Source organism: Pseudomonas sp. GL_139_B (assembly GCF_057834475.1).
Genome location: NZ_CM174403.1, coordinates 5,059,466 through 5,085,894 on the forward strand (window position 1 = coordinate 5,059,466; position 26,429 = coordinate 5,085,894).

Consider the following 26,429-nt stretch of genomic DNA (forward strand, 5'->3'; position numbering starts at 1 on the left):
AAAAAACCGGCCTCATCAGAGGCCGGTTTTTTATTGCCTGACGCTTGGGCTTACAGTGCCGCAGCGTTCTCGGTCAGGTAAGCCGCAACGCCTTCGGTCGAAGCGGTCATGCCTTTGTCGCCTTTTTTCCAGTTGGCAGGGCAAACTTCGCCGTGCTCTTCGTGGAATTGCAGAGCGTCGACCAGACGGATCAGCTCTTCGATGTTACGGCCCAGTGGCAGGTCGTTGATGATCTGCGAACGGACAACGCCTTTGTCGTCGATCAGGAACGCGCCACGGAAAGCCACGCCGCCTTCGGACTCAACGTCGTAGGCCTTGGCGATGTCGTGCTTCATGTCGGCAGCCATGGTGTAACGGACTTCGCCGATGCCACCATTGTTTACCGGGGTGTTACGCCAGGCGTTGTGGGTGAAGTGCGAGTCGATCGACACGGCAATCACTTCAACGTTGCGGGACTTGAAGTCAGACATGCGGTTGTCCAGAGCAATCAGCTCGGACGGGCAAACGAAGGTGAAGTCCAGTGGGTAGAAGAACACCAGGCCGTATTTGCCTTTGATGGCCGACGACAGGGTGAAGCTGTCTACGATTTCGCCATTGCCCAGTACAGCTGGAACGGTGAAGTCCGGGGCTTGTTTGCCTACGAGTACGCTCATTGGATATCTCCTGGTCTATTAACGTGAAGAACTGGATACGCATCAGCCTGCCACCCTCAAGCGACAGCCCTGTGACACGATCCCCCTTCGAAGGACCGACCATCATACACGGCGTTTTTGAGCTGTCCTCAACGGTTTTTTGCAGGAGCGTAAATTTACCGTTGTTACAGTGACTGGCAGATGAGCGAGTGAAAACCGTTCGTCGGTCACGTCCACTTATAGCGCAAAGCTTTCAGAAAGCACTTTGACAATCATTCTCGTTAACATTAAGATCCATCGCAATTGAGTCACAACCAGCGACGGTTTTCACTTATGTATGTCTGCCTCTGCACTGGCGTCACCGACGGTCAAATCCGCGATGCAATCTATGAAGGTTGCTGCAGCTATAAGGAAGTCCGTCAGGCCACCGGCGTAGCCAGCCAATGCGGAAAATGCGCCTGCCTTGCAAAGGAAGTGGTTCGCGAAACCCTGACCAAATTGCAATCGTCCCAGGCAGCCATTCCTTTCCCTGTAGAATTTACTGCCGCTTAATTACCCTGTTTCAAAGAACCGGACTCGATGTCCGGTTTTTTTATGTCCGAAAATCAACTGCTTACGCCCTAGACGCGGAACACAAACATTCTTATTCCGATTAATTTTTCATATAAGTTTCAATAACTTAGGTTTGACACTCTTACATACGCGGCTCAAACTCAGCCTTATAGACAGCTACTTAGGGCAGGACCCCATCATGAAAGGCGACGTTACAGTCATCCAGCATCTCAACAAGATCCTTGCCAATGAGCTGGTCGCGATCAATCAATACTTTCTGCATGCCCGCATGTATGAAGATTGGGGCCTGAACAAGCTCGGCAAGCACGAATACCACGAATCCATCGATGAGATGAAGCACGCGGACAAGCTGATCAAGCGAATCCTGTTCCTTGAAGGCCTGCCGAACGTCCAGGACCTGGGCAAGCTGCACATCGGCGAACACACCAAGGAAATGCTTGAGTGCGACCTGCGTATCGAACGCATCGGTCATGCCGATCTGAAAGTCGCTATCGCTCATTGCGAAACGGTCGGCGACTTCGGTAGCCGTGAACTGCTCGAAGATATTCTTGAGTCTGAAGAAGAACATATCGACTGGCTGGAAACCCAACTGGGCTTGATCGATAAAGTCGGTCTTGAGAACTATCTGCAATCGCAGATGGGCGAAGACGAGTAAGTCAGCGCTCGCTAAACTCGAAACACTAAAAAGCCCCGCACTCTTTTAAAGAGGCGGGGCTTTTTTATTGCCTACAGAGATCGAATCAAGCTTCGGTCTTGTTGGCAGCAGCTGCTTCAACAGCGGCTTTGATCGTGGTCTGCAACGAACCGTCAGCAGCCATCTCGGTCATGATGTCGCTACCGCCGACCAGCTCACCACCGACCCACAGTTGCGGGAAGGTTGGCCAGTTGGCGTATTTTGGCAGGTTGGCGCGGATTTCCGGGTTCTGCAGGATGTCCACGTATGCAAACTTTTCACCACATGCCATCACGGCCTGCGCGGCTTTCGCGGAGAAGCCACACTGCGGGGCATTCGGCGAACCTTTCATGTAAAGCAGAATGGTGTTGTTAGCAATCTGCTCTTTAATCGTTTCGATGATATCCATGGAGCACCTCGGCTGAACTTTCCGACTCAGGGGTCGGCTCGGTGGCGCATTGTAACGGAAACCCGAGCGCCATGCTCGGTCTGCCCGACAGACACAATCACGCCGCCGCGACCGTTACCGGCACGCCGTTCAACGCCGCATTCCCCGACAATTCGTCCAGGTGACACTCGTCAGTCAGGTCGTTAGCGCTGGAACCCGGCTGGCCACTGGCAATCGTCATCTGCACACCCGGCCGCGCATGACCCCAGCCATGCGGCAGACTGACCACACCTTTCATCATGTCCAGGCTGGCGACCACTTCCACTTCGATCTTGCCAACCCGCGAACTCACCCGCACACGCTGGCCGTCGTTGAGTCCGCGACTGGCCAGGTCATCCGGGTGCATCAACAATTGATGGCGCGGCTTGCCCTTCACCAGTCGGTGATAGTTGTGCATCCACGAGTTATTGCTGCGCACATGACGGCGGCCAATCATCAGCAACTGATCAGCGGCCGGAGCCTCCAGAGCGGCGAAGCGCGCAAGGTCGGCAAGGATCTGCAGCGGCGCAGCCTGAACGCGCTGATTGGTTGTTTTCAAACGTGGCGCGAGGTTGGATTTCAGCGCGCCCAGGTCGACACCATGAGGATGATCGAACAAGGTTGTCAGCGAGAGTTTATGCTCCGAGGCGTCGCCATATAGCCCCATCCGCAAACCAAGGTCGATCATTTGCGCCGGAGCGATGGTCGGCTTCAATTCCTTGCCGGTTTTGGCGGCAAATGCCTTGGCCAGGCCGACGAAGATCTCCCAGTCATGCAGGGCACCTTCAGGCTTGGCCAGAATCGCGCGGTTGAAGCGAGTCACGTTACGCACGGCAAACATGTTGAACGTTGTGTCGTAGTGATCGTTTTCCAGTGCTGAAGTCGACGGCAGAATCAGGTTGGCATAGCGCGTGGTTTCATTGATATACAGATCGACGCTGACCATGAACTCCAGACCATCCAGTGCCTGCTCCAGCTTCCGGCCATTGGGTGTGGATAACACCGGATTACCGGCGACGGTGATCAAAGCACGGACCTGCCCTACTCCTTCGGTGAGCATTTCTTCGGCCAAGGCTGACACCGGCAACTCACCGGCGTACTCCGGACGACCGGACACGCGGCTTTGCCAGCGATTGAAATGCCCGCCCGAGGTGGACGCCACGAGGTCCACCGCCGGTTCGGTGCACAGCGCGCCACCGACCCGATCAAGGTTGCCAGTGACCAGATTGATCAGTTGCACCAGCCAATGGCACAGCGTACCGAATGCCTGGGTCGAAACACCCATGCGGCCGTAACATACCGCCGTCGGCGCCGCCGCAAAATCCCGCGCCAGTTGGCGGATCTGTTCTGCCGGCACCGCGCACAACGGGCTCATGGCTTCGGCGGTGAAGGTGGCGATGGCCTGACGTACATCTTCCAGACCGTCCACCGGCAAATGACTCTCACGCGTCAGGTTTTCAGCGAACAAGGCATTGAGCAGCCCGAACAATAACGCCGCATCGCCACCGGGACGCACGAACAGGTGCTGATCAGCCATCGCCGCCGTTTCGCTGCGGCGTGGATCGACCACCACCACTTTGCCGCCCCGGGCCTGAATCGCCTTCAAACGTTTTTCCACATCCGGCACGGTCATGATGCTGCCGTTGGAAGCCAGGGGGTTACCGCCCAGGATCAGCATAAAATCGGTGTGATCGATGTCCGGGATCGGCAACAACAACCCATGGCCGTACATCAAATGACTGGTCAGATGGTGCGGTAACTGGTCGACCGACGTCGCAGAAAAGCGGTTGCGGGTTTTCAGCAGACCGAGGAAGTAATTGCTGTGGGTCATCAACCCGTAGTTATGCACGCTGGGATTGCCCTGATACACCGCCACCGCGTTCTGCCCGTGTCGCTCCTGAATCGACGCCAGGCGCTCGGCGACAAGGTTGAAGGCATCTTCCCACGCGATAGGCTGCCATTCGCCGCCCACTCGCAGCATCGGCTGGCGCAGACGATCCGGATCGTTCTGAATATCTTGCAGGGCCACCGCTTTGGGGCAGATGTGCCCACGACTGAACGTATCCAGCGAATCGCCCTTGATCGAGGTGATTTGCACAGCGCCATCGACCTCGGAGGTTTCGATGGTCAGGCCGCAAATGGCTTCACACAAGTGGCAGGCACGGTGATGGAGAGTCTTGGTCATGGCCAGTCTCTGTCTTGTTCTGGGCGAGCCATAACGGCCGCGGGAACAAAACTATGGCGCCAGACCCGCTACTGCGCCAGCGACGTTCGTCTTGTGAATCGGCGACCATCAGGCCAGCCGATGGCCGTTCGCAATTGCGTCACTCATCAGCTAGTTAAAACCCCGCACCTGGCAGTAGAAGACACATCGGCAGCTCACCATGAAGACACACCTCACCGGGCTTGAGAAGCTTTCAACGCCTTCTTCTTTAGAGGTGAGATCAATGCCGTCCATATGCCCCCGACAGCCAACCAAAGCATGACCCCAGACCCGATCAGGATGATCGCTTTCTGGTTTGCCAGGATGCCTAGTTGATGAGGTTCAGCTTGATAGACCTGCAACGCAATGTCGACGACGCTCACTACGGTAAACCACGCGACCACTAATGCTGTTCCATGCTTCAGGTCAGGCGTTGATCGGTAGAGCAGTGAAGCCCCCAGATAGATTCCAGTTGCGATCAATCCACCCACCACCAAACACTGGGTCGAATCAATCTGCACTCGTGTCGTCCTTGAAATTCTTCACCCCGATAAAAGCACCAACGATGGCTCCCACCACTGCGCTCGGGAGCCCGGGGTAAATCGTGCTGGCGATAATCGCGAAGCCCATGACCGTGGAAAGCACAGCCATATCAAAAGCCGGAGAAACACGGCAAAGACGCGTCAGGCCTGCGTATCCGTTTTTTTCGACCGACATACAGGGTTCCCTCCTTGGGGTGTTTGGCTTGATTCAAGTCGACATCACGCAATGAGGCAGAGGATACCTGAGCATGGCCAGATACCGGCTTGTAAAACCGTAACAGCAAACAACGCCAACCCTTAAAAAGCAGGCCTTTGCGGCTCGCAGCCCCTGAACAAACACACGCGCTGAATGCGCGTGCCTGAACACAGCGGTTATTGCATACCCGCTTCTGCACCGTGTACAAATGCTGGTCTGGACTTTAGCGACGTGGATCAACCCCTTCGCCCGCATCCTATGGTTGCAACGCTGCAACCATAGGATGCGGTAAAAATAAGCCCCCTATTGGTAAGACGCGACATTTAATTATAAGATCGCGCCTTCCCCTATTTCGTCGCCCCGTGCGGCTTACGCCGCAGGTCTCGCCCGTTGTTCCGTTAAACAAGGCTTTGAGCATCTGCGGTTTGTAGCAAAAAGGTAGTCAATGATGAGCGCAAGGCACTTTCTCTCCCTGATGGATTGCACGCCCGAAGAGCTGGTCAGCGTGATCCGTCGAGGCGTTGAGCTCAAGGACCTGCGTAACCGCGGCGTACTGTTCGAGCCTCTGAAAAACCGCGTCCTGGGGATGATTTTCGAGAAGTCCTCGACCCGCACCCGGATCTCCTTCGAAGCCGGCATGATCCAGCTTGGCGGCCAGGCGATCTTCCTTTCGCCGCGCGATACGCAACTGGGCCGTGGCGAGCCGATCGGTGACTGCGCGATCGTCATGTCGAGCATGCTCGATGCGGTGATGATCCGAACCTTTGCCCACAGCACCCTGACCGAATTCGCCGCCAACTCCCGCGTGCCAGTGATCAACGGCCTGTCCGACGACCTGCACCCGTGCCAGTTGCTGGCCGACATGCAAACCTTCCTCGAACATCGCGGTTCGATTCATGGCAAGACCGTGGCCTGGATCGGCGACGGCAACAACATGTGCAACAGCTATATAGAAGCGGCGATCCAGTTCGACTTCCAGCTGCGCGTTGCCTGCCCTGAAGGCTATGAACCCAACCCTGAGTTCGTGGCCAGGGCCGGCGATCGGGTGACCATCGTCCGTGACCCGAAGGACGCTGTGCGCGGCGCCCACCTGGTGAGCACCGACGTCTGGACCTCCATGGGCCAGGAAGAAGAAACCGCCAAACGCTTGAAACTGTTCGCGCCCTACCAGGTCAATCGCGCCTTGCTGGACCTGGCCGCAGACGATGTGCTGTTCATGCATTGCCTGCCGGCTCATCGCGGCGAAGAGATCAGCGTCGACCTGCTCGACGACAAACGCTCCGTGGCCTGGGACCAAGCCGAAAACCGCCTCCACGCTCAAAAGGCCCTGCTCGAATTTCTCGTTGAACCGGCGTATCACCACGCATGAGCCAGCCATTACTGCTTAACCTGCGTAACCTCGCCTGCGGCTATCAAGACCAGCGGGTCGTGCAAAACCTCAACCTGCATTTGAATGCCGGTGACATCGGTTGCCTGCTCGGCTCCTCGGGGTGCGGCAAAACCACCACGTTGCGCGCGATTGCCGGTTTTGAGCCGGTGCACGAAGGTGAAATCACCTTGGCGGGCGAGACCCTCTCCCGCGCCGGTTTCACTTTGGCTCCGGAGAAACGCCGGATCGGCATGGTTTTCCAGGACTACGCATTGTTTCCGCATTTGAGCGTGGCCGACAACATTGCCTTCGGGATCCGCAAGCACCCGCAAAAGGATCGCGTGACCGAAGAGCTTCTGGAGTTGGTCAACCTGAAAAACCTCGGCAATCGCTTCCCGCATGAACTGTCCGGCGGTCAGCAGCAGCGTGTTGCCTTGGCCCGGGCCCTGGCACCGGAACCGCAACTGTTGCTGCTCGACGAACCGTTCTCCAACCTCGATGGCGAGCTGCGACGCAAGCTTAGCCATGAAGTGCGCGACATTCTCAAGGCCCGTGGCACCAGTGCGATTCTGGTGACCCACGACCAGGAAGAAGCCTTCGCCGTCAGCGATCACGTCGGCGTGTTCAAGGAAGGTCGCCTGGAACAATGGGACACGCCCTACAACCTCTACCACGAACCGCTGACACCGTTTGTAGCCAGCTTCATCGGCCAGGGTTATTTCATCCGTGGCCAGTTGAGCAGTCCGGAGTCGGTACAAACTGAACTGGGTGAGTTGCGCGGCAATCGTGCCTACACCTGGCCGGTCGGTGGTGCGGTGGATGTGTTGCTGCGTCCGGACGATATCGTTTATGCGCCCAATAGCACATTGAAGGCACGGATTGTCGGCAAGTCGTTCCAGGGCGCATCGACGTTGTACCGGTTGCAGATGCCGACCGGGGCGCAACTGGAATCGATTTTCCCGAGTCATGTGGATCGACAGGTCGGCGCTGAGGTCGGTATTCGTGTCGCGGCTGAGCACTTGGTATTGTTCCAGGCATCGGGCAGTACGGCAGCGCAGATTCCGGCAATAGAGTCAGGCGTGCGTCGCTACAGCACCGCCAACTGACTCCCCGCTTCTGTAGGAGCAAAGCTTGCTCGCGATAGCATCGCCGCGGTTTAACTGACGCACCGCGTCATCGTTCATCGCGAGCAAGCTTTGCTCCTACAAAGATCAGCGTCAATCCAGCATCAGCGTTCCGCTCGCAACGAGCGACGCACTCCCGTCAATCTTTCCCCACCTCTGACTCAAGCGCGGCCGATATCGGCGAACTTGGCCTGAGTGTGCTCGGCCAGTACTGCCGGTGCCAACTCGACTTCCAGACCACGCCGACCGGCACTGACAAAAATGCTGGCGAACGGCTGAGCCGAACTATCGATAAAGGTGCGCAAACGCTTTTTCTGCCCCAACGGGCTAATGCCGCCCAACAAATAACCGGTGGATCGTTGCGCAGCGGCCGGATCGGCCATTTCGACTTTTTTCACGCCCGCTGCATGAGCCAGATGCTTCAAATCCAGACTCCCCGCAACCGGTACCACCGCCACCAGCAACTCACCTTTTTCGCTGGCCGCCAGCAAGGTCTTGAACACCTGCGCGGAGTCAAGCCCCAGCTTCTCTGCAGCCTCCAATCCATAGGACGCGGCCTTGGGGTCATGTTCGTAACTGTGCACACGATGTTCGGCTCGAACTTTTTTCAACAAATCCAATGCGGGGGTCATGACAGCTCCAGACTGGGTGGCAGTAGAAAAATCCTGCGCTGGATTCTAGGTCATCGACTCGCAAAAGGCTCTATTGCGCCCCTGTTTTCAAGGGGCATTGATGCATTTTACCGTCCGTCAACGCAGGAAGCGTCGCGTGAACAACGCGATCATTCACATGACCAATAGTTTGATTATGACTGATGGTTCACTTTCGGCCTTTGACAGCCGCGTTTCTTGTCTATATTTTTTCGTATCTGAACAAGTACGAAAGCTATTCAGCAGCACACCGCAGTAAGCCAAGACCAGGATGGGGATCCTGCCTTGGTGAAAATCGCGCTTCGACAATGATGAAAAAAGCGCCAGACAACAAAAACAATTGAGGTTTTCAATGACAACTGCTTTACGACAACCGTCGCTTTCGAGCCAATGCATGGCTGAGTTTCTGGGGACTGCGCTGCTTATCTTTTTTGGCACTGGCTGCGTTGCCGCGCTCAAGGTCGCGGGTTCCAGCTTTGGCTTATGGGAAATCAGCATCATCTGGGGCGTCGGCGTCAGCATGGCGATCTACCTGACCGCCGGGGTTTCTGGTGCGCATCTCAACCCCGCTGTCAGCATCGCCCTGAGTATTTTTGCTGACTTCGAAAAACGTAAATTGCCATTTTACATCCTCGCCCAAGTGGCGGGCGCCTTCTGTGGCGCACTGTTGGTCTACACGCTGTACAGCAATCTGTTCTTCGATTTCGAACAAACCCACCATATGGTTCGCGGCACCGAGGCAAGTCTGGAATTGGCATCGGTGTTCTCGACCTTCCCCAACCCGGCCCTGACCACGGCCCAAGCGTTCCTGGTGGAAGTGATCATCACCGCGATCCTGATGGGCGTGATCATGTCCCTGACCGACGATAACAACGGTCTGCCAAATGGGCCGATGGCGCCGCTGCTGATCGGTCTGTTGATTGCGGTGATCGGCAGTTCGATGGGCCCGCTGACCGGTTTCGCGATGAACCCGGCGCGAGATTTCGGACCGAAGCTGATGACTTTCTTCGCGGGCTGGGGTGAAATTTCCTTCACCGGTGGGCGTGATATCCCGTACTTCCTGATTCCTGTTTTTGCACCGATTGTCGGTGCCTGCCTCGGCGCTGCCGCTTATCGCGGGCTGATTGCCCGTCATCTGCCCAGCGCCACACCTGCCACAAAGGAAGCAACACCGGCCATTGACGGCAAACCAAGAACTTCTTGATATCGTAGGCGCGTGATCCTGCGAATGGGTTTGCGCGCCTGACCTCACTCCCTAATTTCGTCCAAGGCAATCGACATGACCGACATTCAGAATAAGAACTACATCATTGCCCTCGATCAGGGTACGACCAGCTCGCGCGCAATCATTTTCGACCGCGACGCGAATGTGGTCGGCACCGCCCAACGCGAATTCGCACAGCATTACCCGCAAGCCGGCTGGGTTGAGCATGACCCCATGGAAATTTTCGCCACCCAAAGCGCCGTGATGGTAGAGGCCCTGGCGCAAGCCGGCCTGCATCACGACCAGGTCGCGGCCATCGGCATCACCAACCAGCGCGAAACCACCGTGGTCTGGGACAAGACCACCGGCCGCCCGATCTACAACGCGATCGTCTGGCAGTGCCGTCGCAGCACCGAGATCTGTGAGCAGCTCAAGCGCGACGGCCACGAGCAATACATCAGCGACACCACCGGCCTGGTCACCGACCCGTACTTCTCCGGCACCAAGCTCAAGTGGATCCTCGATAATGTCGAAGGCAGCCGCGAGCGTGCGCGTAACGGCGAAATTCTGTTCGGCACCGTCGACAGCTGGCTGATCTGGAAATTTACCGGTGGCAAAGTCCACGTCACCGACTACACCAACGCTTCGCGCACCATGCTCTTCAACATCCACTCCCTGGAGTGGGACGCGAAGATGCTGGAGGTGCTGGATATCCCGCGCGAGATGCTGCCGCAAGTGAAGTCCTCCTCCGAAATCTACGGCCACACTAAAAGCGGCATCGCGATTGGCGGTATCGCTGGTGACCAGCAAGCCGCCCTGTTCGGCCAGATGTGCGTAGAACCCGGTCAAGCGAAAAACACCTATGGCACCGGCTGCTTCCTGCTGATGAACACCGGCGACAAAGCGGTGAAGTCCAAGCACGGCATGCTGACCACTATTGCCTGCGGCCCACGCGGCGAAGTGGCCTATGCGCTGGAAGGTGCGGTGTTCAATGGCGGCTCCACGGTTCAATGGTTGCGTGATGAACTGAAAATCATCAACGACGCCCACGACACGGAATACTTCGCCAACAAAGTGAAGGACAGCAACGGCGTATATCTGGTGCCCGCCTTCACCGGGCTGGGTGCACCGTACTGGGACCCGTATGCCCGTGGCGCGCTGTTTGGCCTGACTCGCGGCGTTCGCGTGGATCACATCATTCGTGCCGCGCTGGAGTCGATTGCCTACCAGACCCGCGACGTGCTCGATGCCATGCAACAGGATTCCGGCGAACGCTTGAAAGCCCTGCGTGTGGACGGCGGTGCGGTGGCGAACAATTTCTTGATGCAGTTCCAGGCAGACATTCTTGGCACTCAGGTCGAGCGTCCGCAAATGCGTGAAACCACTGCACTCGGCGCCGCGTACCTGGCTGGCCTGGCGTGCGGCTTCTGGGGCAGCCTGGAAGAACTGCGCGGCAAAGCGGTGATCGAGCGCGAATTCGAACCAACCCTGGAGGAAACCGCGAAGGAAAAACTCTACGCCGGCTGGAAGAAAGCCGTCAGCCGCACTCGCGACTGGGAACCGCATGAAGGCGCTGAATAAGCCAACAACAGGTTACGAATAGGGTTGTAACTGGTCGGGAGCAGATTCCTGCGGCATCATGGGAAAATTTTGCACGGCAGCCCAAAGGAAGCCCCATGAATCTGCCTCCCCGTCAGCAGCAAATCCTCGAACTGGTCCGCGAACGCGGCTACGTCAGTATCGAAGAAATGGCCACGCTGTTCGTTGTTACACCGCAGACCATCCGCCGCGATATCAATCAGCTCGCGGAAGCTAATTTATTGCGTCGCTACCACGGCGGCGCCGCTTACGACTCCAGTGTCGAAAACACTGCCTACGCCATGCGCGCCGACCAGATGCGCGATGAAAAACAGCGTATCGGCGAAGCCATTGCCGCACAGATCCCTGATCACGCCTCGCTGTTCATCAATATCGGCACCACCACCGAATCGATTGCCCGGGCGCTGCTCAGCCACAATCATCTGAAGATCATCACCAACAACCTGCACGTGGCTTCGATGCTCAGCACCAAGGACGACTTCGACGTTCTGCTGACCGGCGGCAATGTGCGGCGTGACGGTGGTGTGGTCGGTCAGGCGAGCGTCGACTTCATCAACCAGTTTAAAGTCGACTTCGCGCTGGTGGGCATCAGCGGTATCGATGAAGACGGCAGCCTGCTGGACTTCGATTATCAGGAAGTACGCGTATCGCAGGCGATCATTGCCAATGCCCGGCAAGTGATTCTGGCGGCGGACTCCAGCAAATTCGGGCGCAACGCCATGATTCGCTTGGGGCCGATCAGCCTGATTGATTGCCTGGTCACCGATCAGCAACCTTCGCCAGCGTTGGCGCAGTTGTTGAGTCAGCACAAGATTCGACTGGAAGTCGTTTAACCGCCTCATCTTTTATCGTCTGTACCGACGCCATCGCGGGCAAGCCCGCGATGACGATCATCAAGCAACACATCTCTTGCGCCCCAATCGCACCTTTAAATGTTCGAATATTTTCCTTTAACCGCCCTTCGATGAGTTTTTTAATCGAAGTTAACTGGCTGCGCGCTTCTTTATGGGCTACCATTTTCGTAAATGAACATTAATGTTCGAATTCAAATACATAAAATAAGCACCGAGGCCAACCGATGCCCACTTCCACCTTGCGTACGCCCCCGCTCGCTGAGATCTACGATATCGCCGTCATCGGCGGCGGGATCAATGGCGTAGGGATCGCAGCGGATGCAGCCGGCCGCGGTCTTACGGTGTTCCTTTGTGAAAAGGATGACCTGGCCAGCCACACGTCCTCGGCCAGCAGCAAGCTGATCCACGGTGGCCTGCGCTACCTCGAACATTACGAGTTCCGCCTGGTGCGCGAAGCCCTCGCCGAGCGCGAAGTGCTGCTGGCCAAGGCACCGCACATCGTCAAGCAAATGCGCTTCGTGCTGCCACATCGGCCGCACCTGCGGCCCGCGTGGATGATCCGCGCCGGCCTGTTCCTATATGACAACCTTGGCAAACGAGAAAAACTGGCAGGTTCGAAAAGCCTCAAGTTCGGCCCGGACAGCGCGCTGAAAAGCGAAATCACCAAAGGCTTTGAATACTCCGATTGCTGGGTCGATGACGCGCGCCTTGTCGTCTTGAATGCAATGGCTGCTCGCGAAAAAGGCGCACACGTACACACCCAGACCCGTTGCGTCAGCGCGCGTCGTACCAAGGATATGTGGCACCTGCACCTGGAACGCGCCGATGGCAGCCTGTTTTCGATCCGCGCCAAGGCATTGGTCAATGCGGCCGGTCCGTGGGTCGCCAAGTTCATTCGTGACGACCTGAAGATGGAATCGCCGTACGGCATCCGCCTGATTCAGGGCAGCCACCTGATCGTGCCGAAACTGTATGACGGCGAACACGCACACATTCTGCAAAACGAAGATCAGCGCATTGTCTTCACCATTCCGTACCTCAACCACTTCACCCTGATCGGCACCACCGACCGTGAGTACACCGGCGATCCGGCAAAAGTGGCGATCACCGAAAGCGAAACCGACTACCTGTTGAACGTGGTCAACGCCCACTTCAAAAAGCAGGTCAGCCGCGACGACATCCTGCACAGCTATTCCGGCGTTCGCCCGCTGTGCAACGACGAGTCCGATAACCCATCGGCCGTCACTCGCGACTACACCCTGGCGCTGTCGGGCACCGGTGAAAAAGCACCGCTGCTCTCGGTGTTCGGCGGCAAACTGACCACTTACCGCAAACTGGCCGAGTCGGCGCTGGCGCAACTGGCGCCGTACTTCACCGACATGAAGCCAAGCTGGACCGCCAGCGCCACGCTGCCGGGTGGCGAAGACATGACCACCCCACAAGCCTTGTGCGCCTTGATCCGCGACAGGTTCGACTGGGTGCCAACCGAAATCGCCCGCCGCTGGGCCACCGCTTACGGCAGTCGCACCTGGCGCATGCTTGAAGGCGTGCAGAACCTCAGTGATATGGGTGAACACATCGGTGGCGGGCTCTACACCCGCGAAGTCGATTACCTGTGCAGCGATGAGTGGGCAACCACCGCGCACGACATTATGTGGCGTCGTAGCAAGCTGGGGCTGTTCACCACTGCGGCCGAACAACAGAAACTGGCGGATTACCTGAGCAAGGTTGAACAGAACCGCAGCAAGATCGAAGCAGCCTGATCGGGCTTCCGTTAAAAGCAAAGCCCCTGAATCGAGAGATTCAGGGGCTTTTTACATTCCGCCAGACACCACAAATCCCCTGTGGGAGCCGGGCTTGCCCGCGATGACGGTCTTCCAGCCGACGACTGTGGTGGCTGACACTCCGTCATCGCGGGCAAGCCCGGCTCCGACAGGGTTATGTGTATGGCATCCGCATTCGGTTTTCCGAACGCGACCCACCAGTCGATTCGGTTAACCGGACTATTCCTCGCGAGAAACACCGCCATAAATATTTAATACCCTTACAAATCAATATGTTGAGCCATATGACCTGGCCTGGCACGAGTCATGCTCTACACTCTTTGACGAACACCCTTCGCGGCATCCTTTCAGGGACCGCCGGGCTTTCGAAGCACAAAAGGGCCGATAAACTGGCTCCATAAAAAAAACAATGTCGAGGAAAATTTGATGCGCATCGTTCCCCACATCCTGGGCGCAGCCATTGCTGCCGCTCTGATCAGCACTCCGGTTTTCGCCGCCGAACTCACCGGCACCCTGAAAAAGATCAAAGAGTCCGGTGTCATCACCCTCGGGCATCGTGACGCGTCCATTCCGTTTTCCTATATCGCGGACGCCTCCGGCAAGCCGATGGGCTACTCCCACGATATCCAACTGAAAATCGTCGAAGCCATTAAGAAAGACCTCGACATGCCGAACCTCAAGGTCAATTACAACCTGGTGACGTCGCAAACCCGTATCCCACTGGTGCAGAACGGCACCGTGGACGTCGAGTGCGGCTCCACCACCAACAACGTCGAGCGTCAGCAGCAAGTTGACTTCTCCGTTGGCATCTTCGAAATCGGCACCCGTCTGCTGTCCAAGAAAGATTCGGTTTACAAAGACTTCAACGACCTCAAAGGCAAGAACGTCGTGACCACCGCTGGCACCACGTCCGAACGCATCCTCAAGTCGATGAACGCCGACAAGCAAATGGGCATGAACGTCATCTCTGCCAAAGACCACGGCGAATCCTTCCAGATGCTGGAATCGGGCCGCGCGGTTGCTTTCATGATGGACGACGCCTTGCTGGCCGGCGAAGCCGCCAAAGCCAAGAAAGCCGATGACTGGGCCGTGACCGGTACTCCACAGTCCTACGAAATTTACGGCTGCATGGTCCGCAAGGGCGACGAACCGTTCAAGAAAGCAGTGGATGAAGCCATCATCGCCACCTACAAGTCGGGCGAGATCAACAAGATCTACGACAAATGGTTCATGCAGCCAATCCCGCCTAAAGGCCTGAACCTGAACTTCCCGATGAGCGACGAGCTCAAGGCCCTGATCGCCAATCCGACCGATAAAGCGGCTGACGACAAGCCTGTAGAAAAAAAGTCCTGAATTCTGACTAACCTTATCCCCTGACAGGGCTCTGCCCTTTCAGGGGGTTGTCACTCCCTGCTGGCATTTTTGGAAACACTCGAACCGGTGGCTGTCGAGCCGATAGTGTGTGCCTGACCATCAAGGTCAGGGCGGGAACGGAGCTTCCCCAGGCGGGCACTTGTACATCGAACGATCTGAGGGGAGACCCTAATGAATTACAACTGGGACTGGGGCGTGTTCTTCAAGTCCACTGGCGTTGGCAGCGAGACCTATCTCGACTGGTACATCACCGGATTGGGCTGGACCATTGCCATTGCCATCGTGGCCTGGATCATCGCCCTCACACTGGGCTCGATTCTGGGCGTCATGCGCACCGTACCGAATCGCATCGTATCGGGCATCGCGACCTGCTACGTCGAACTCTTCCGTAACGTGCCGCTGCTGGTTCAGCTGTTCATCTGGTACTTCCTGGTGCCCGACCTGCTGCCGCAAGACCTGCAAGACTGGTACAAACAGGACCTGAGCCCGGTCACCTCGGCTTTCCTGAGCGTCGTCGTCTGCCTGGGCCTGTTCACCACCGCTCGCGTTTGCGAACAAGTGCGCACCGGCATCCAGGCCCTGCCCAAAGGCCAGGAGTCCGCTGCTCGCGCCATGGGCTTCAAGCTGCCACAGATCTACTGGAATGTGCTGCTGCCCCAGGCCTACCGGATCATCATTCCGCCGCTCACTTCGGAATTCCTCAACGTGTTCAAGAACACGTCCGTGGCCTCGCTGATCGGTTTGATGGAGCTGCTGGCGCAAACCAAGCAGACCGCCGAGTTCTCCGCCAACCTGTTCGAAGCTTTCACCCTGGCAACCCTGATCTACTTCACCCTGAACATGAGCCTCATGCTGCTGATGCGTCTGGTCGAGAAGAAAGTGGCCGTACCGGGCCTGATCTCCGTGGGGGGTAAATAATGGAATTCGACTTTTCGGGCATCATCCCTTCCCTGCCGGGTTTGTGGAACGGCATGGTCATGACCCTCAAGCTGATGATCATGGGCGTGGTCGGCGGGATCATCCTCGGCACCATCCTGGCGCTGTGCCGTCTGTCCCACAACAAACTGCTGTCGAACCTGGCCGGCGCCTACGTCAACTATTTCCGCTCGATCCCGCTGCTGCTGGTGATCACCTGGTTCTACCTGGCAGTGCCGTTCGTGCTGCGCTGGATCACCGGCGAAGACACCCCGATCGGCGCATTCGCCTCGTGCATCGTGGCCTTCATGATGTTTGAAGCGGCGTACTTCTGCGAAATCGTCCGGGCTGGTGTGCAGTCGATTCCCAAGGGTCAGATGGGCGCCGCCCAGGCCCTGGGCATGACGTATGGCCAGATGATGCGTCTGATCATCCTGCCGCAAGCGTTCCGCAAGATGACCCCGTTGTTGCTGCAACAGAGCATCATCCTGTTTCAGGATACCTCGCTGGTTTACGCGGTCGGCCTGGTTGACTTCCTCAACGCCTCGCGTGCCAGCGGCGACATCATTGGCCGCTCCAATGAGTTCCTGATCTTCGCAGGTCTCGTGTACTTCACAATCAGCTTTGCCGCCTCGCTGCTGGTCAAGCGTCTGCAAAAAAGGTTTGCCGTATGATCTCTATCAAGAACATCAACAAGTGGTATGGCGACTTCCAGGTACTGACTGATTGCAGCACCGAGGTCAAAAAAGGTGAAGTGATCGTGGTGTGCGGGCCGTCCGGTTCCGGCAAATCCACCCTGATCAAATGCGTCAACGCCCTCGAACCGTTCCAGAAAGGCGACATCGTGGTCGATGGCACTTCGATTGCCGACCCGAAGACCAACCTGCCGAAACTGCGTTCACGCGTTGGCATGGTGTTCCAGCATTTCGAACTGTTCCCGCACCTGACCATCACCGAAAACCTGACTATCGCGCAGATCAAGGTGTTGGGCCGCAGCAAGGAAGAAGCCACCAAGAAAGGCCTGCAACTGCTTGAGCGCGTCGGACTGTCTGCCCATGCGCACAAGCACCCTGGCCAGCTTTCCGGTGGTCAGCAACAGCGTGTGGCGATTGCCCGTGCGCTGGCGATGGACCCGATCGTCATGCTGTTCGACGAACCGACCTCGGCACTGGACCCGGAAATGGTCAACGAAGTGCTCGACGTAATGGTGCAACTGGCCCACGAAGGCATGACCATGATGTGCGTGACCCACGAAATGGGCTTCGCCCGCAAAGTGGCTGACCGGGTGATTTTCATGGACGCGGGAAAAATCATCGAGGACTGCCCTAAGGAGGAGTTCTTCGGCGACATCAACGCCCGCGCCGAGCGGACACAGCACTTCCTCAACAAGATTCTGCAGCACTAAGCCCCAAACGCCGCTCCTTTGTAGGAGCTGGCTTGCCAGCAAAGGCGGTGGTCCAGACGAACACGGGTGTCCGGGCAATCGCCTTCGCCGGCAAGCCGGCTCCTACAGGGGGTCGGTGCAAGGTTCGGATTTGTGTTGTGGTTGACCCAAGGCATCTGTGATGAAATGCGACCCCACTCTCTATCGCGCAGCAACGCCATCACTTGCCGTGAAACCCCGTCTGATTCGCCACGTGTTACTGCCGCCGCTGATCATCACCCTGATGATCGGACTGGGTTACGCTGGCTTCTGGCTCAGTGAACACTATGGGATTCGCAGCCTCAGCGAGAACGGCCAGCGTCAGCTCGAACTGCACGCCCGCGCCGTCGAGAGCGAGATCAGCAAATACACCTACCTGCCCAGCCTGTTGGAACTCGAAACCAGTGTGTCCACACTGCTGGCCGACCCGTCGCCGGAACACCGGCAAACGGTCAACGATTACCTTGAAGGCCTGAACCGGCGCAGCCGCAGTCGGGCTATCTACGTAATGGACACCACCGGTCGTGTCCTGGCCACCAGTAACTGGCGCGATGTCGACAGTTATCTGGGTGAAGACCTGTCCTTCCGCGCCTATTTCCAGAACGCCATTCGCGGCCAGTCGGGACGTTTCTACGGCATCGGCAGCACCAACGGTGAACCCGGCTACTACCTGGCCCACGGCCTGGAAGAACACGGCAAGATCATCGGCGTCGCGGTGGTCAAAGTCCGCCTCGAAGCCCTGGAGGAGCGTTGGCAGCGGGCGCGCCTCGAAGCCTTCGTCAGCGACGAAAACGGCATCATCATTCTCTCCAGTGATCCGGCGCGGCGCCTCAAGTCAGTCGTGCCGTTGAGCGATGAGACCAAAGAAAAACTCGCCCGCAGCCTCCAGTACTACTGGTTTCCGCTGAATGAACTGCAACCGCTGGCCCGTGAAACCCTGGCCGAGGGTGTCGAGAAGCTGACCTTCCCCGCCAACAGCGAAGTGAAGGCTGGCGAAGAAGACATCAGCTACCTGGCCCAGACCCGGCCCTTGAGCGACACGCCGTGGAACTTCACCCTGCTCACGCCACTTCAGGATTTGCGCCGTGAAGCGATCAATCAGGGGATTCTGGTGGCTATCGCATTCGCCCTGGTGGCGTTTCTGCTGATCGCCTGGAACGAGCGGCGCAAGGTCATCGCCACCCGACTTGCAGCCCGGGAAGCCTTGCAGGAAGCCAACAATCAACTGGAGCGTCGGATTACCGAACGCACCACCGACCTGCGCGCCAGCAACGAACGGCTCAAGGGCCAAATCCGCGAGCGCCGGCACGCGGAAGAGACGCTGCGCCGCGCCCAGGATGAACTGGTGCAGGCCGGCAAACTCGCGGCCATCGGCCAAATGTCCACCAGCATCGCCCACGAATTGAACCAGCCGCTGGCCGCGCTGCGCACCTTGTCCGGCAACACCGTGCGCTTTCTTGAGCGGGGTCAGCTGGACGTGGCCAGCACCAACCTCAACACCATCAACGAACTGATCGACCGCATGGGCCGGATCACTGCCAGCCTGCGCTCTTTCGCTCGTCGCGGTGATGACAAAGGTCAGGCCAGCCTCGGCAAAGGCGTAGACGCCGCCTTGCAACTGCTTGGCAGTCGGGTGGACAGCGCGCACCTGCAACTGCATCGCGATTACAAAGATGTGCAAGTGCAGATCGATCAGACCCGCCTCGAACAGATCCTGGTCAACCTGATCGGCAACGCCCTCGACGCCATGCAGGCCCAACCGTTGCCGGAACTTTGGCTGGAAGGCGACGTATTCGACGGCAAATATCGCCTTCGCGTACGTGACAACGGCCACGGCATCGACGCCGAAACGCGCAAGCATTTGTTCGAACCGTTCTTCACCACCAAGCCCGGTGAACAAGGACTGGGCCTCGGCCTGACCCTGTCTGCCAGTCTGGCGGCCGCCACCGGCGGGCACTTGGGTGTCGAACACCCGGCCAGCGGTGGTACCACTTTCGTCCTCAGTTTACCGTTGGTAAGCCCTACTTCCGCCGAGCCCATATGAACAACGACCTTAGTGTGCTGATCGTCGAGGACGATCCTCATGTGCTGCTCGGCTGCCAACAGGCGCTGACCCTGGAAGACATTCCCAGCGTCGGTGTGGGCAGCGCCGAAGAAGCACTGGAACGGGTCGGCGACAACTTTGCCGGCATCGTCATCAGCGACATTCGCCTGCCCGGCATCGATGGCCTGGAACTGCTGACGCAGCTCAAGGCTCGCGACCGCAGCTTGCCGGTTGTGCTCATTACCGGTCACGGCGACATCTCCATGGCGGTCGGCGCGATGCAAAAAGGCGCCTATGATTTCATGGAGAAACCCTTCTCCCCGGAACGCCTGGTGGACGTTGCGCGCCGTGCGCTGGAACAACGTAGCCTGGCCCGCGAAGTCTCGTCATTGCGCCGGCAACTGGCCGAGCGCGATTCCCTCGAAGGTCGCATCATCGGTCGTTCGCCGGCCATGCAAAACCTACGGGAACTGATCGCCAACGTCGCCGACACCTCGGCCAACGTGTTGATCGAAGGCGAGACCGGCACCGGTAAAGAACTGGTCGCGCGCTGCCTGCATGATTTCAGTCGCCGCCACACCAAACAATTCGTCGCGCTGAACTGCGGCGGTCTGCCGGAAAACCTGTTCGAAAGCGAAATTTTCGGCCACGAAGCCAACGCATTCACCGGTGCCGGCAAGCGACGGATCGGCAAGATCGAACACGCCGACGGCGGCACGCTGTTCCTCGACGAAGTGGAAAGCATGCCCCTGCCGCTGCAAATCAAACTGCTGCGAGTGTTGCAGGAACGCACCCTCGAACGCCTCGGTTCGAACCAGAGCGTGGCGGTGGATTGCCGGGTGATCGCGGCCACCAAGTCCGATCTGGCCGAAACCAGCCGAGCCGGTGAATTCCGCAGCGACCTGTATTACCGCTTGAACGTGGTGACCCTTGAACTGCCGCCGCTGCGCGAACGTCGCGAGGACATCCTGCAACTGTTCGAACACTTCTTGCAGCAGTCGTCCCTGCGCTTCGACCGCGCCGTGCCGGAGTTGGATAACCAGACCCTGTCGAACCTGATGAGCCACGACTGGCCGGGCAATGTGCGCGAATTGCGCAACGTCGCCGAACGCTTCGCCCTCGGCCTGCCGGCCTTCAAAAAGTCTGGCGCCAGCGGTAGCAATCAAGGCCTGGCCTTTGCTGAAGCGGTGGAAGCTTTTGAACGCAACTTGCTCAGCGACGCCTTGCAGCGCAGCGGCGGCAACCTGACCCAGGCCAGCCTGGAACTGGGCATGGCCAAGACCACGTTGTTCGACAAAGTCAAAAAGTACGGGCTGAGCCACTGATGGATCTGATTCTGAAAGCCGCGTTGGGCGCGGCGGTGGTGCTTATTCTGGCGGCGCTGGCCAAGACCAAAAACTATTACATCGCCGGGCTGGTGCCGTTGTTTCCGACCTTTGCGCTGATTGCGCATTTCATCGTCGGTAAAGGGCGCACAGTGGAGGACTTGAAGACCACCATCGTATTTGGCATGTGGTCGATCATTCCGTACTTCGTTTACCTGGCGACCTTGTATGTGATGGTGGACCGGATGCGGTTGGAGGCTTCGTTGGCCGTGGCGGCGGTGGGTTGGTTGATCGCGGCGACAATCCTCGTCACCGTTTGGGTTCGCCTCCACTCCTGAAACCCCCAATCCCCTGTAGGAGCCGGGCTTGCCCGCGATGGCGGTGTGTAAGTCGACATTGAACGTGTCTGACACTCACCGCCATCGCGGGCAATCCCGGCTCCTACAAGGGATCTCCATCAGGCTCACTGCCGTGATGTCTGGCCCGCCCCTTGCATTTACCCCCAAAGCCCTCCCGGCCGGTCTTCATGTTTGGTGAACCCGGTATCTGGGAGCGTCCGCCAAGGGTGAATCCTGACCGTGCACATCTTAGATCCCGACCTGACCTTCACCGTCATCCTGCTGGTCGCCTTGTCCATCGTGCTGGACGTCATCGGCCAGCTCTGTTTCAAGCTCGGCCTGGACCGTTTGCCGGAACTCGAAGGCGGTTTCCGGCTGAACGCCTTCTGGGGCCAGGTGTTCAACGCGCCGCTGCTGTGGGGCGGAATCGGCGCCTATGCACTGGAATTTTTCGTCTGGCTTGAAGCGTTGTCCCGAGCGCCTTTGAGTCTGTTGTTTCCGGCCGGAGCCCTGGCCTACTGCGGCGTGGTGCTGGCGGGCAAAGTGGTGCTGGGCGAAACTGTCAGTCGGCGGCGCTGGCTCGCAACACTGGTGATTACGGTGGGCGTGATGCTCGTGTGTGCCGGCCATGCCTGATTCCACACCGATAGATTGGCTACACGGGCGGATCGGTACCGTGGTGCTGTGGGCGCTGCTGATTTTCCTGGAAAGTGCGGGACAGATCGCGACCAAGGTGGGCGGCGATCAGTTGGGACAGATGACGTTCACCCTGCACTGGCTGCAAGCCGTGGTGGTCGACCCCGGCGTACTGTGTGCCGTGAGCTGTGGCATCGGCGCGTTTTTTGTGTGGATGCTGATCTTGCGGCGCAGCAGTTTGTCGTTGGCGTTTCCCCTGAGTTCATTAGTGTTTGTAGGGGTTTTGCTCGGGTCGTGGCTGGGGCTGGGAGAGCAGATCAGTGGGCTGCACTGGGTGGGGGTGGCGGTGATTATTGGCGGGATTGCGTTGCTGGCCGAGGGCGAAGAAACCTGAGACCTCACTTCTGTCAGTTGACACAAATCCCCTGTGGGAGCGAGCAAGCTCGCTCCCACAGGGATTACGGTGTCCCGGTCAATTGAATTTGTAGGCAATGGCCGCCTGCACGGCCCCCTGATTGCTATCCCCAACGGCTTTGACAATGCTGCTGTCCGCCGCCGAACCCGTCAGGTGAGTCCAGCTGGCACTGGTCAGCAATGACCAATGCGCTGCCAGCGCAAACTCAAAGCTTTGGGTCAACACCACATTCTGCAATCCGCCCCCCGCGTTATACGGCCGAAACCCTGAAGCCCGGGATTCCTCACCGCTGACCCCGAAGAACGTCTGATTCTGCCGCGCATCGGCGAAATGCGCGGTCAGGTTGCTACTGCCGATCACCCCGCCGCCCACGGGATACCCCACCTCGCCACCGACCCTTCCCAGCACCCCGCCCTGTCCGCCGTTCCCGCCTACCGCTTGGCCAACCGAGGCAAACACGCGCCAGAAATCGGCTGGCGCGTATTGCACAAATCCGCCCACCTCGCCCATGTCCGGCACATCGCGCAAGCCACGCAGATCGCCGTTGGATGTCCGGCCCGGCAGGTAATTCAAGAACGGCCCGGCGCTGAAGCCGTTGCTCTTCAACGCATGCCAGGTCAGACCGTCGTCGGTGCCGAGGCTGACATCGCCCCAGTCCAGATCGAAGTACGGCACTGGCCCGGTTTCATAGCGGCTGCCGGTCGGATCGCTCGGATGATAGCTGAGGCCCGCCCCGGCCTCTCCGGTGATGCCACTGGCTGAAACATTGGCTGAAAGGCACGTCAGCGCTGCGAATAGAGCAACAGTGATCCGGGACATGAGGCAGTTCCTTGTACGGGGATATGCGCGCATCAATCCCCGAACCACATGCCCTGCGCAAGCACTCATGTTGTTTGTAGCGACCTACAAAAATTGTAGCTTCGCAGCACTCAAAACCTGCCAAAACCCCAGCCCCGCGGGGCCAGCCGCGATTGGCACAGTCCCTGCTCTATCCCTTTGGCAAGCGCAGACAGCGCGCAACGCCCAATAGGTACAGCAGATGATTGACTGGCATATCGTGTGTGATTTCGACGGGACCATCACCCGCACCGACGTGATCGACAGCATCCTCCAACGCTTCGCCGACCCGAGTTGGGAAGCGATCGAAAACGAGTGGCTGGCCGGTAGCATCGGTTCCCGTGAATGCCTCAGCCGCCAGCTCGCGCTGGTCAAGGCCACACCCAGTGAACTGCTCGGGTTCTTCGACAGCATCGAGATCGACCCGGACTTCCCCGACTTCGTCGACCACGCCATCGGCCTCGGCGCTTCGTTTGAAGTGGTCAGCGATGGTATCGAACAAGGCATCGCCCGGATCCTGGCGCGCCACTACGTCAGCTTGTTGCCGATCCTCGCCAACCGCTTGCGTCAGCAAGGCCACGACAGCTGGCGCATCGACTTCCCGCATGCCAGCGACGCCTGCCGCGCCGCTTCCGGCAACTGCAAATGCAAATCCACCCCCAGCGCCAAACGGGTGCTGGTGATCGGTGATGGCCAGTCCGACATGTGCGTGGCCGCCACTGCCGATTTCGTGTTCGCCAAGGATCGCCTGGCCGAGCACTGCGAGCGCAACGGCATCGCCCATGCACGCTTTGACAGCTTCGCCGAACTCCCTGCGTTACTTGCACTGCTGCGCCACACCAACGACGGGACCAGCGCTGCCAACGCCACCACTTTCAACGCCGAAACACAGGAACTCTTCCACCATGTCTGATATTCGAATCGCCACCCCTGAAGACCAGATCCTCCTGGATAAAGAAGCCAAATATTGCTCGTACGGCGACACTGTCCACTACATCGACCCACCGCGCATTTTCAGCCGTTGCAAAGGTTCCTACGTCTGGGACACTGAAGACCAGGCCTACCTTGACCTGCAAATGTGGTACTCGGCGGTCAACTTCGGTTACGCCAACCCGCGCCTGAACAATGCGCTGAAACAACAGATCGACACCCTGCCGCAGATCGCCAGCCAATACCTGCACAAAGGCAAGATCGAGCTCTCGGAAATGATCGCGGTCGATGCCAAGAAGAAGTTCGGCCTCGATGGTCGCGTGCACTTCAACGTCGGCGGTTCGCAGTCCATCGAGGACTCATTGAAAGTGGTGCGTAACGCCACCAACGGCAAAAGCCTGATGTTCGCCTTCGAGGGCGGTTACCACGGCCGGACTCTCGGCGCCTCGTCGATCACCTCCAGCTACCGTTATCGCCGCCGCTACGGCCACTTCGGCGAGCGTGCCAATTTCATTCCGTTCCCGTACCACTTCCGCGGCCCGAAAGGCATGACCAAGGAAGAATACGGCAGCCATTGCGTGCAGCAATTCGCCCGCCTGTTCGAGACCGAATACAACGGCGTCTGGGACCCGAAAGTCGGCCAGAGTGAATACGCAGCGTTCTACGTCGAGCCGATCCAGGGCACCGGCGGCTACGTGATTCCGCCGATGAACTTCTACAGCGAACTCAAGCATGTGCTCGATCAGCACGGCATCCTGATGGTGGTCGATGAAATCCAGATGGGCTTCTACCGCACCGGCAAGCTGTGGTCGATCGAGCACTTCGACGTCAAACCGGACGTCATCGTTTTCGGCAAGGCACTGACCAACGGCCTCAATCCGTTGGGCGGCATCTGGGCCAAGGAAGAGTTGATCAACCCGAAAATCTTCCCGCCAGGTTCGACCCACTCGACCTTCGCTTCCAACCCGTTGGGCACGGCGGTGGGCCTGGAAATGTTCAAGATGACCAGCGAATTCGACTATGGCGCCATGGTGATGAACAAGGGCAGATACTTCCTCGAAGGCCTGAAAGACTTGCAGAAACGCTACCCGATCATCGGCGACGTCGACGGTCTGGGCCTGGCCCTGCGCTGTGAAATCTGCGGGCCGGACGGCTTCACGCCCGACAAGGCGACCCTGGATTTCATGGTCGATGAAGGCATGAAGGGCGACATCGAAATCGACGGCAAACGGCTCGGCTTGATCCTCGACGTGGGGGGTTATTACAAAAACGTGATCACCCTCGCGCCTTCGCTGGAAATCAGCTACCAGGAAATCGACCTCGGCATCGCCCTGCTCGACCGCTTGCTTGATCGGGCCATGAAACGATGAATGCTGCAGAGATCGATATGGGCGGAGGCAGCGCCGGTTTCGTTCTCGGCTCAGGGGAGGTCGCGGTGTTGTTGATCCACGGCCTCACCGGCACCCCGACCGAGTTGCGTCGGGTCGCCATGGGTCTGGCCAAGGCTGGGTGCACGGTGTATGTGCCGACCCTGGCTGGCCATTGCAGCGACAATGCCGACCTGCAAGCCACCGGTTGGCGCGACTGGTACGAGAGCGCTCGCAGTACCTTCGTCGGCGTTCGGCGCAAACACCAGCATGTGTTCGTCGGCGGCTTATCGATGGGCGCGGTATTGTCGATGTACCTGGCCGCTGAGCATCCGGGCCAGATCGAAGGCTTGTTGCTGTATTCGACGACCCTGCGTTATGACGGCTGGAACATCCCATGGGTGGCGAAATTCAGCAGCCTGGTGATGTCGATTCCGTTTGGCGTGCACCTGTGCCGCTTCAACGAAAAATCACCGTTCGGCATCAAGGACGAACGCTTGCGCGCGATTGTCGAACGACAGATGAAGGCCGGCGAAAGCAGCAACGCCGGGCTGCTGACCATGTCCGGGGTCAGTGTTCGCGAATTGCATCGGCTGGTGGCAGCGGTGAAAAAACGCATGCCGCGGATCACCACTCCGGCGCTGGTGCTGCACTCACGCGAAGACGACATCACCAGCCCCTGGAACGCCGATTACGTGGAGCGAAAACTCGGTGGGCCTGTGGTGAAGATCTTGCTCGATGATTGCTACCACATGATCACCGTCGACTTGCAATACCGCCGCGTGGTAGAGCTGAGCGCGGATTTCATCCAGCACCGTTTCATGCAACAAGGCTACGCCCCGCAAACCATGCGCCAGGATTACCGCCAACTGGCCTGACCCAAAACCCGTATCCGGTTCATGTAGCAGCTGGCGAAGCCTGCTGCTACAGGGCGAAGTCGGCTACTGTATTGAAACTGTTTATCCGATCGGACCCGCTGTGATAAGCGAAACTCA

27 protein-coding genes are annotated in these 26,429 nt (G+C 58.3%); 20 read left to right on the top strand and 7 right to left on the bottom strand.

Annotation, left to right across the window (positions count from 1 at the left end):
- Positions 1 to 50: 50 nt before the first annotated feature.
- On the bottom strand, positions 51 to 653 hold the full coding sequence (locus AC3ISI_RS23100) for a peroxiredoxin (RefSeq protein WP_489333963.1): 603 nt from the start codon (positions 651 to 653) through the stop codon (positions 51 to 53).
- 312 nt (positions 654 to 965) lie between these two features.
- Here AC3ISI_RS23100 and AC3ISI_RS23105 point away from each other — a divergent pair, with 312 nt between their 5' ends.
- Complete coding sequence (locus AC3ISI_RS23105) at positions 966 to 1,184, top strand: bacterioferritin-associated ferredoxin (RefSeq protein ID WP_489333964.1); 219 nt, start codon at positions 966 to 968, stop codon at positions 1,182 to 1,184.
- A 199-nt stretch (positions 1,185 to 1,383) separates the two neighbouring features.
- Entirely contained in the window at positions 1,384 to 1,860 is a 477-nt protein-coding gene (gene bfr / locus AC3ISI_RS23110; RefSeq protein ID WP_046026484.1) for a bacterioferritin, read from the top strand.
- An 85-nt stretch (positions 1,861 to 1,945) separates the two neighbouring features.
- Here bfr and grxD read toward each other — a convergent pair whose 3' ends face one another.
- From grxD to AC3ISI_RS23130, 4 genes are all read right to left on the bottom strand, one after another.
- The gene (grxD, locus tag AC3ISI_RS23115; RefSeq protein WP_007943565.1) at positions 1,946 to 2,287 is read right to left on the bottom strand and encodes a Grx4 family monothiol glutaredoxin; all 342 of its coding nucleotides are present in this window, start codon (positions 2,285 to 2,287) and stop codon (positions 1,946 to 1,948) included.
- 97 nt (positions 2,288 to 2,384) lie between these two features.
- The gene (locus tag AC3ISI_RS23120) at positions 2,385 to 4,490 is read right to left on the bottom strand and encodes a molybdopterin oxidoreductase family protein (RefSeq protein ID WP_489333965.1); all 2,106 of its coding nucleotides are present in this window, start codon (positions 4,488 to 4,490) and stop codon (positions 2,385 to 2,387) included.
- Between the two features lie 212 nt (positions 4,491 to 4,702).
- On the bottom strand, positions 4,703 to 5,029 hold the full coding sequence (locus AC3ISI_RS23125) for a hypothetical protein (RefSeq protein WP_489333966.1): 327 nt from the start codon (positions 5,027 to 5,029) through the stop codon (positions 4,703 to 4,705).
- Positions 5,019 to 5,225 (bottom strand): hypothetical protein, encoded by a 207-nt coding sequence (locus AC3ISI_RS23130; RefSeq protein ID WP_489333967.1) that lies wholly within the window; start codon positions 5,223 to 5,225, stop codon positions 5,019 to 5,021. Before AC3ISI_RS23130 ends, AC3ISI_RS23125 begins: the two co-directional genes overlap by 11 nt.
- A gap of 469 nt (positions 5,226 to 5,694) precedes the next feature.
- Here AC3ISI_RS23130 and argF point away from each other — a divergent pair, with 469 nt between their 5' ends.
- Both argF and AC3ISI_RS23140 read left to right on the top strand, forming a co-directional pair.
- Positions 5,695 to 6,615, top strand: coding sequence for an ornithine carbamoyltransferase (gene argF, locus AC3ISI_RS23135; protein WP_489333968.1), 921 nt, complete (start codon positions 5,695 to 5,697; stop codon positions 6,613 to 6,615).
- Positions 6,612 to 7,721: an ABC transporter ATP-binding protein gene (locus AC3ISI_RS23140; RefSeq protein WP_489333969.1), complete on the top strand. Its 1,110-nt coding sequence runs from the start codon at positions 6,612 to 6,614 to the stop codon at positions 7,719 to 7,721. The genes argF and AC3ISI_RS23140 overlap by 4 nt, the downstream gene beginning before the upstream one ends.
- A 179-nt stretch (positions 7,722 to 7,900) precedes the next feature.
- On the opposite strand, the gene ybaK is transcribed toward AC3ISI_RS23140, so the two are convergent.
- The gene (ybaK, locus tag AC3ISI_RS23145) at positions 7,901 to 8,371 is read right to left on the bottom strand and encodes a Cys-tRNA(Pro) deacylase (RefSeq protein WP_489333970.1); all 471 of its coding nucleotides are present in this window, start codon (positions 8,369 to 8,371) and stop codon (positions 7,901 to 7,903) included.
- Positions 8,372 to 8,741: 370 nt separating this feature from the next.
- Here ybaK and AC3ISI_RS23150 point away from each other — a divergent pair, with 370 nt between their 5' ends.
- The 13 genes from AC3ISI_RS23150 to AC3ISI_RS23210 all read left to right on the top strand — a co-directional run bounded on the left by AC3ISI_RS23150 (position 8,742) and on the right by AC3ISI_RS23210 (position 22,279).
- Positions 8,742 to 9,593: an MIP/aquaporin family protein gene (locus tag AC3ISI_RS23150; RefSeq protein ID WP_489333971.1), complete on the top strand. Its 852-nt coding sequence runs from the start codon at positions 8,742 to 8,744 to the stop codon at positions 9,591 to 9,593.
- Positions 9,594 to 9,668: 75 nt separating this feature from the next.
- Positions 9,669 to 11,174: a glycerol kinase GlpK gene (gene glpK / locus AC3ISI_RS23155; RefSeq protein ID WP_489333972.1), complete on the top strand. Its 1,506-nt coding sequence runs from the start codon at positions 9,669 to 9,671 to the stop codon at positions 11,172 to 11,174.
- 95 nt (positions 11,175 to 11,269) lie between these two features.
- Positions 11,270 to 12,025, top strand: coding sequence for a DeoR family transcriptional regulator (locus tag AC3ISI_RS23160; RefSeq protein WP_489333973.1), 756 nt, complete (start codon positions 11,270 to 11,272; stop codon positions 12,023 to 12,025).
- A gap of 245 nt (positions 12,026 to 12,270) precedes the next feature.
- Positions 12,271 to 13,809: a glycerol-3-phosphate dehydrogenase gene (gene glpD, locus AC3ISI_RS23165; RefSeq protein ID WP_489333974.1), complete on the top strand. Its 1,539-nt coding sequence runs from the start codon at positions 12,271 to 12,273 to the stop codon at positions 13,807 to 13,809.
- Between the two features lie 447 nt (positions 13,810 to 14,256).
- The gene (locus AC3ISI_RS23170) at positions 14,257 to 15,183 is read left to right on the top strand and encodes a glutamate/aspartate ABC transporter substrate-binding protein (protein WP_489333975.1); all 927 of its coding nucleotides are present in this window, start codon (positions 14,257 to 14,259) and stop codon (positions 15,181 to 15,183) included.
- 192 nt (positions 15,184 to 15,375) lie between these two features.
- A complete protein-coding gene (locus tag AC3ISI_RS23175; RefSeq protein WP_489333976.1) occupies positions 15,376 to 16,122 on the top strand; it encodes an amino acid ABC transporter permease in 747 nt (248 codons plus the stop codon).
- A complete protein-coding gene (locus tag AC3ISI_RS23180; RefSeq protein WP_489333977.1) occupies positions 16,122 to 16,793 on the top strand; it encodes an amino acid ABC transporter permease in 672 nt (223 codons plus the stop codon). The genes AC3ISI_RS23175 and AC3ISI_RS23180 overlap by 1 nt, the downstream gene beginning before the upstream one ends.
- Positions 16,790 to 17,524: an amino acid ABC transporter ATP-binding protein gene (locus AC3ISI_RS23185; RefSeq protein ID WP_489333978.1), complete on the top strand. Its 735-nt coding sequence runs from the start codon at positions 16,790 to 16,792 to the stop codon at positions 17,522 to 17,524. The genes AC3ISI_RS23180 and AC3ISI_RS23185 overlap by 4 nt, the downstream gene beginning before the upstream one ends.
- 160 nt (positions 17,525 to 17,684) lie before the next feature.
- Positions 17,685 to 19,586: a two-component sensor histidine kinase AauS gene (gene aauS, locus AC3ISI_RS23190; protein ID WP_489333979.1), complete on the top strand. Its 1,902-nt coding sequence runs from the start codon at positions 17,685 to 17,687 to the stop codon at positions 19,584 to 19,586.
- Positions 19,583 to 20,911, top strand: coding sequence for a two-component response regulator AauR (gene aauR / locus AC3ISI_RS23195; RefSeq protein ID WP_489333980.1), 1,329 nt, complete (start codon positions 19,583 to 19,585; stop codon positions 20,909 to 20,911). The genes aauS and aauR overlap by 4 nt, the downstream gene beginning before the upstream one ends.
- Positions 20,912 to 20,919: 8 nt before the next feature.
- On the top strand, positions 20,920 to 21,249 hold the full coding sequence (locus AC3ISI_RS23200; protein ID WP_489337774.1) for a GlpM family protein: 330 nt from the start codon (positions 20,920 to 20,922) through the stop codon (positions 21,247 to 21,249).
- Positions 21,250 to 21,510: 261 nt separating this feature from the next.
- Complete coding sequence (locus tag AC3ISI_RS23205) at positions 21,511 to 21,885, top strand: DMT family transporter (RefSeq protein WP_489337775.1); 375 nt, start codon at positions 21,511 to 21,513, stop codon at positions 21,883 to 21,885.
- Entirely contained in the window at positions 21,878 to 22,279 is a 402-nt protein-coding gene (locus AC3ISI_RS23210; RefSeq protein ID WP_489333981.1) for a DMT family transporter, read from the top strand. The genes AC3ISI_RS23205 and AC3ISI_RS23210 overlap by 8 nt, the downstream gene beginning before the upstream one ends.
- Positions 22,280 to 22,357: 78 nt before the next feature.
- On the opposite strand, the gene AC3ISI_RS23215 is transcribed toward AC3ISI_RS23210, so the two are convergent.
- Positions 22,358 to 23,119 (bottom strand): MipA/OmpV family protein, encoded by a 762-nt coding sequence (locus AC3ISI_RS23215; protein ID WP_489333982.1) that lies wholly within the window; start codon positions 23,117 to 23,119, stop codon positions 22,358 to 22,360.
- A gap of 220 nt (positions 23,120 to 23,339) precedes the next feature.
- On the opposite strand from AC3ISI_RS23215, the gene AC3ISI_RS23220 reads away from it, so the two are divergent.
- Genes AC3ISI_RS23220 through AC3ISI_RS23230 form a run of 3 tightly spaced genes read left to right on the top strand, consistent with a single transcriptional unit; the run spans position 23,340 to position 26,312 of the window.
- A complete protein-coding gene (locus AC3ISI_RS23220; protein WP_489333983.1) occupies positions 23,340 to 24,050 on the top strand; it encodes an MtnX-like HAD-IB family phosphatase in 711 nt (236 codons plus the stop codon).
- On the top strand, positions 24,043 to 25,437 hold the full coding sequence (locus AC3ISI_RS23225) for an aspartate aminotransferase family protein (protein WP_489333984.1): 1,395 nt from the start codon (positions 24,043 to 24,045) through the stop codon (positions 25,435 to 25,437). Before AC3ISI_RS23220 ends, AC3ISI_RS23225 begins: the two co-directional genes overlap by 8 nt.
- Positions 25,434 to 26,312, top strand: a complete 879-nt coding sequence (locus AC3ISI_RS23230) for an alpha/beta hydrolase (RefSeq protein WP_489333985.1) — start codon at positions 25,434 to 25,436, stop codon at positions 26,310 to 26,312. Before AC3ISI_RS23225 ends, AC3ISI_RS23230 begins: the two co-directional genes overlap by 4 nt.
- Positions 26,313 to 26,429: the final 117 nt, after the last annotated feature.

What these genes read in the sequence shown, in the direction of transcription:
- ybaK (WP_489333970.1), bottom strand. Translation starts at nt 8,371, where the DNA reads ATGACCCCCGCATTGGATTTGTTGAAAAAAGTTCGAGCCGAACATCGT.
- AC3ISI_RS23160 (WP_489333973.1), top strand. Translation starts at nt 11,270, where the DNA reads ATGAATCTGCCTCCCCGTCAGCAGCAAATCCTCGAACTGGTCCGCGAA.
- AC3ISI_RS23185 (WP_489333978.1), top strand. Translation starts at nt 16,790, where the DNA reads ATGATCTCTATCAAGAACATCAACAAGTGGTATGGCGACTTCCAGGTA.
- glpD (WP_489333974.1), top strand. Translation starts at nt 12,271, where the DNA reads ATGCCCACTTCCACCTTGCGTACGCCCCCGCTCGCTGAGATCTACGAT.
- bfr (WP_046026484.1), top strand. Translation starts at nt 1,384, where the DNA reads ATGAAAGGCGACGTTACAGTCATCCAGCATCTCAACAAGATCCTTGCC.
- aauR (WP_489333980.1), top strand. Translation starts at nt 19,583, where the DNA reads ATGAACAACGACCTTAGTGTGCTGATCGTCGAGGACGATCCTCATGTG.
- AC3ISI_RS23150 (WP_489333971.1), top strand. Translation starts at nt 8,742, where the DNA reads ATGACAACTGCTTTACGACAACCGTCGCTTTCGAGCCAATGCATGGCT.
- AC3ISI_RS23180 (WP_489333977.1), top strand. Translation starts at nt 16,122, where the DNA reads ATGGAATTCGACTTTTCGGGCATCATCCCTTCCCTGCCGGGTTTGTGG.
- AC3ISI_RS23170 (WP_489333975.1), top strand. Translation starts at nt 14,257, where the DNA reads ATGCGCATCGTTCCCCACATCCTGGGCGCAGCCATTGCTGCCGCTCTG.
- AC3ISI_RS23100 (WP_489333963.1), bottom strand. Translation starts at nt 653, where the DNA reads ATGAGCGTACTCGTAGGCAAACAAGCCCCGGACTTCACCGTTCCAGCT.
- AC3ISI_RS23105 (WP_489333964.1), top strand. Translation starts at nt 966, where the DNA reads ATGTATGTCTGCCTCTGCACTGGCGTCACCGACGGTCAAATCCGCGAT.
- AC3ISI_RS23130 (WP_489333967.1), bottom strand. Translation starts at nt 5,225, where the DNA reads ATGTCGGTCGAAAAAAACGGATACGCAGGCCTGACGCGTCTTTGCCGT.
- AC3ISI_RS23210 (WP_489333981.1), top strand. Translation starts at nt 21,878, where the DNA reads ATGCCTGATTCCACACCGATAGATTGGCTACACGGGCGGATCGGTACC.
- AC3ISI_RS23175 (WP_489333976.1), top strand. Translation starts at nt 15,376, where the DNA reads ATGAATTACAACTGGGACTGGGGCGTGTTCTTCAAGTCCACTGGCGTT.
- AC3ISI_RS23140 (WP_489333969.1), top strand. Translation starts at nt 6,612, where the DNA reads ATGAGCCAGCCATTACTGCTTAACCTGCGTAACCTCGCCTGCGGCTAT.
- glpK (WP_489333972.1), top strand. Translation starts at nt 9,669, where the DNA reads ATGACCGACATTCAGAATAAGAACTACATCATTGCCCTCGATCAGGGT.
- AC3ISI_RS23220 (WP_489333983.1), top strand. Translation starts at nt 23,340, where the DNA reads ATGATTGACTGGCATATCGTGTGTGATTTCGACGGGACCATCACCCGC.
- grxD (WP_007943565.1), bottom strand. Translation starts at nt 2,287, where the DNA reads ATGGATATCATCGAAACGATTAAAGAGCAGATTGCTAACAACACCATT.
- AC3ISI_RS23120 (WP_489333965.1), bottom strand. Translation starts at nt 4,490, where the DNA reads ATGACCAAGACTCTCCATCACCGTGCCTGCCACTTGTGTGAAGCCATT.
- argF (WP_489333968.1), top strand. Translation starts at nt 5,695, where the DNA reads ATGAGCGCAAGGCACTTTCTCTCCCTGATGGATTGCACGCCCGAAGAG.
- aauS (WP_489333979.1), top strand. Translation starts at nt 17,685, where the DNA reads ATGAAATGCGACCCCACTCTCTATCGCGCAGCAACGCCATCACTTGCC.
- AC3ISI_RS23225 (WP_489333984.1), top strand. Translation starts at nt 24,043, where the DNA reads ATGTCTGATATTCGAATCGCCACCCCTGAAGACCAGATCCTCCTGGAT.
- AC3ISI_RS23230 (WP_489333985.1), top strand. Translation starts at nt 25,434, where the DNA reads ATGAATGCTGCAGAGATCGATATGGGCGGAGGCAGCGCCGGTTTCGTT.
- AC3ISI_RS23215 (WP_489333982.1), bottom strand. Translation starts at nt 23,119, where the DNA reads ATGTCCCGGATCACTGTTGCTCTATTCGCAGCGCTGACGTGCCTTTCA.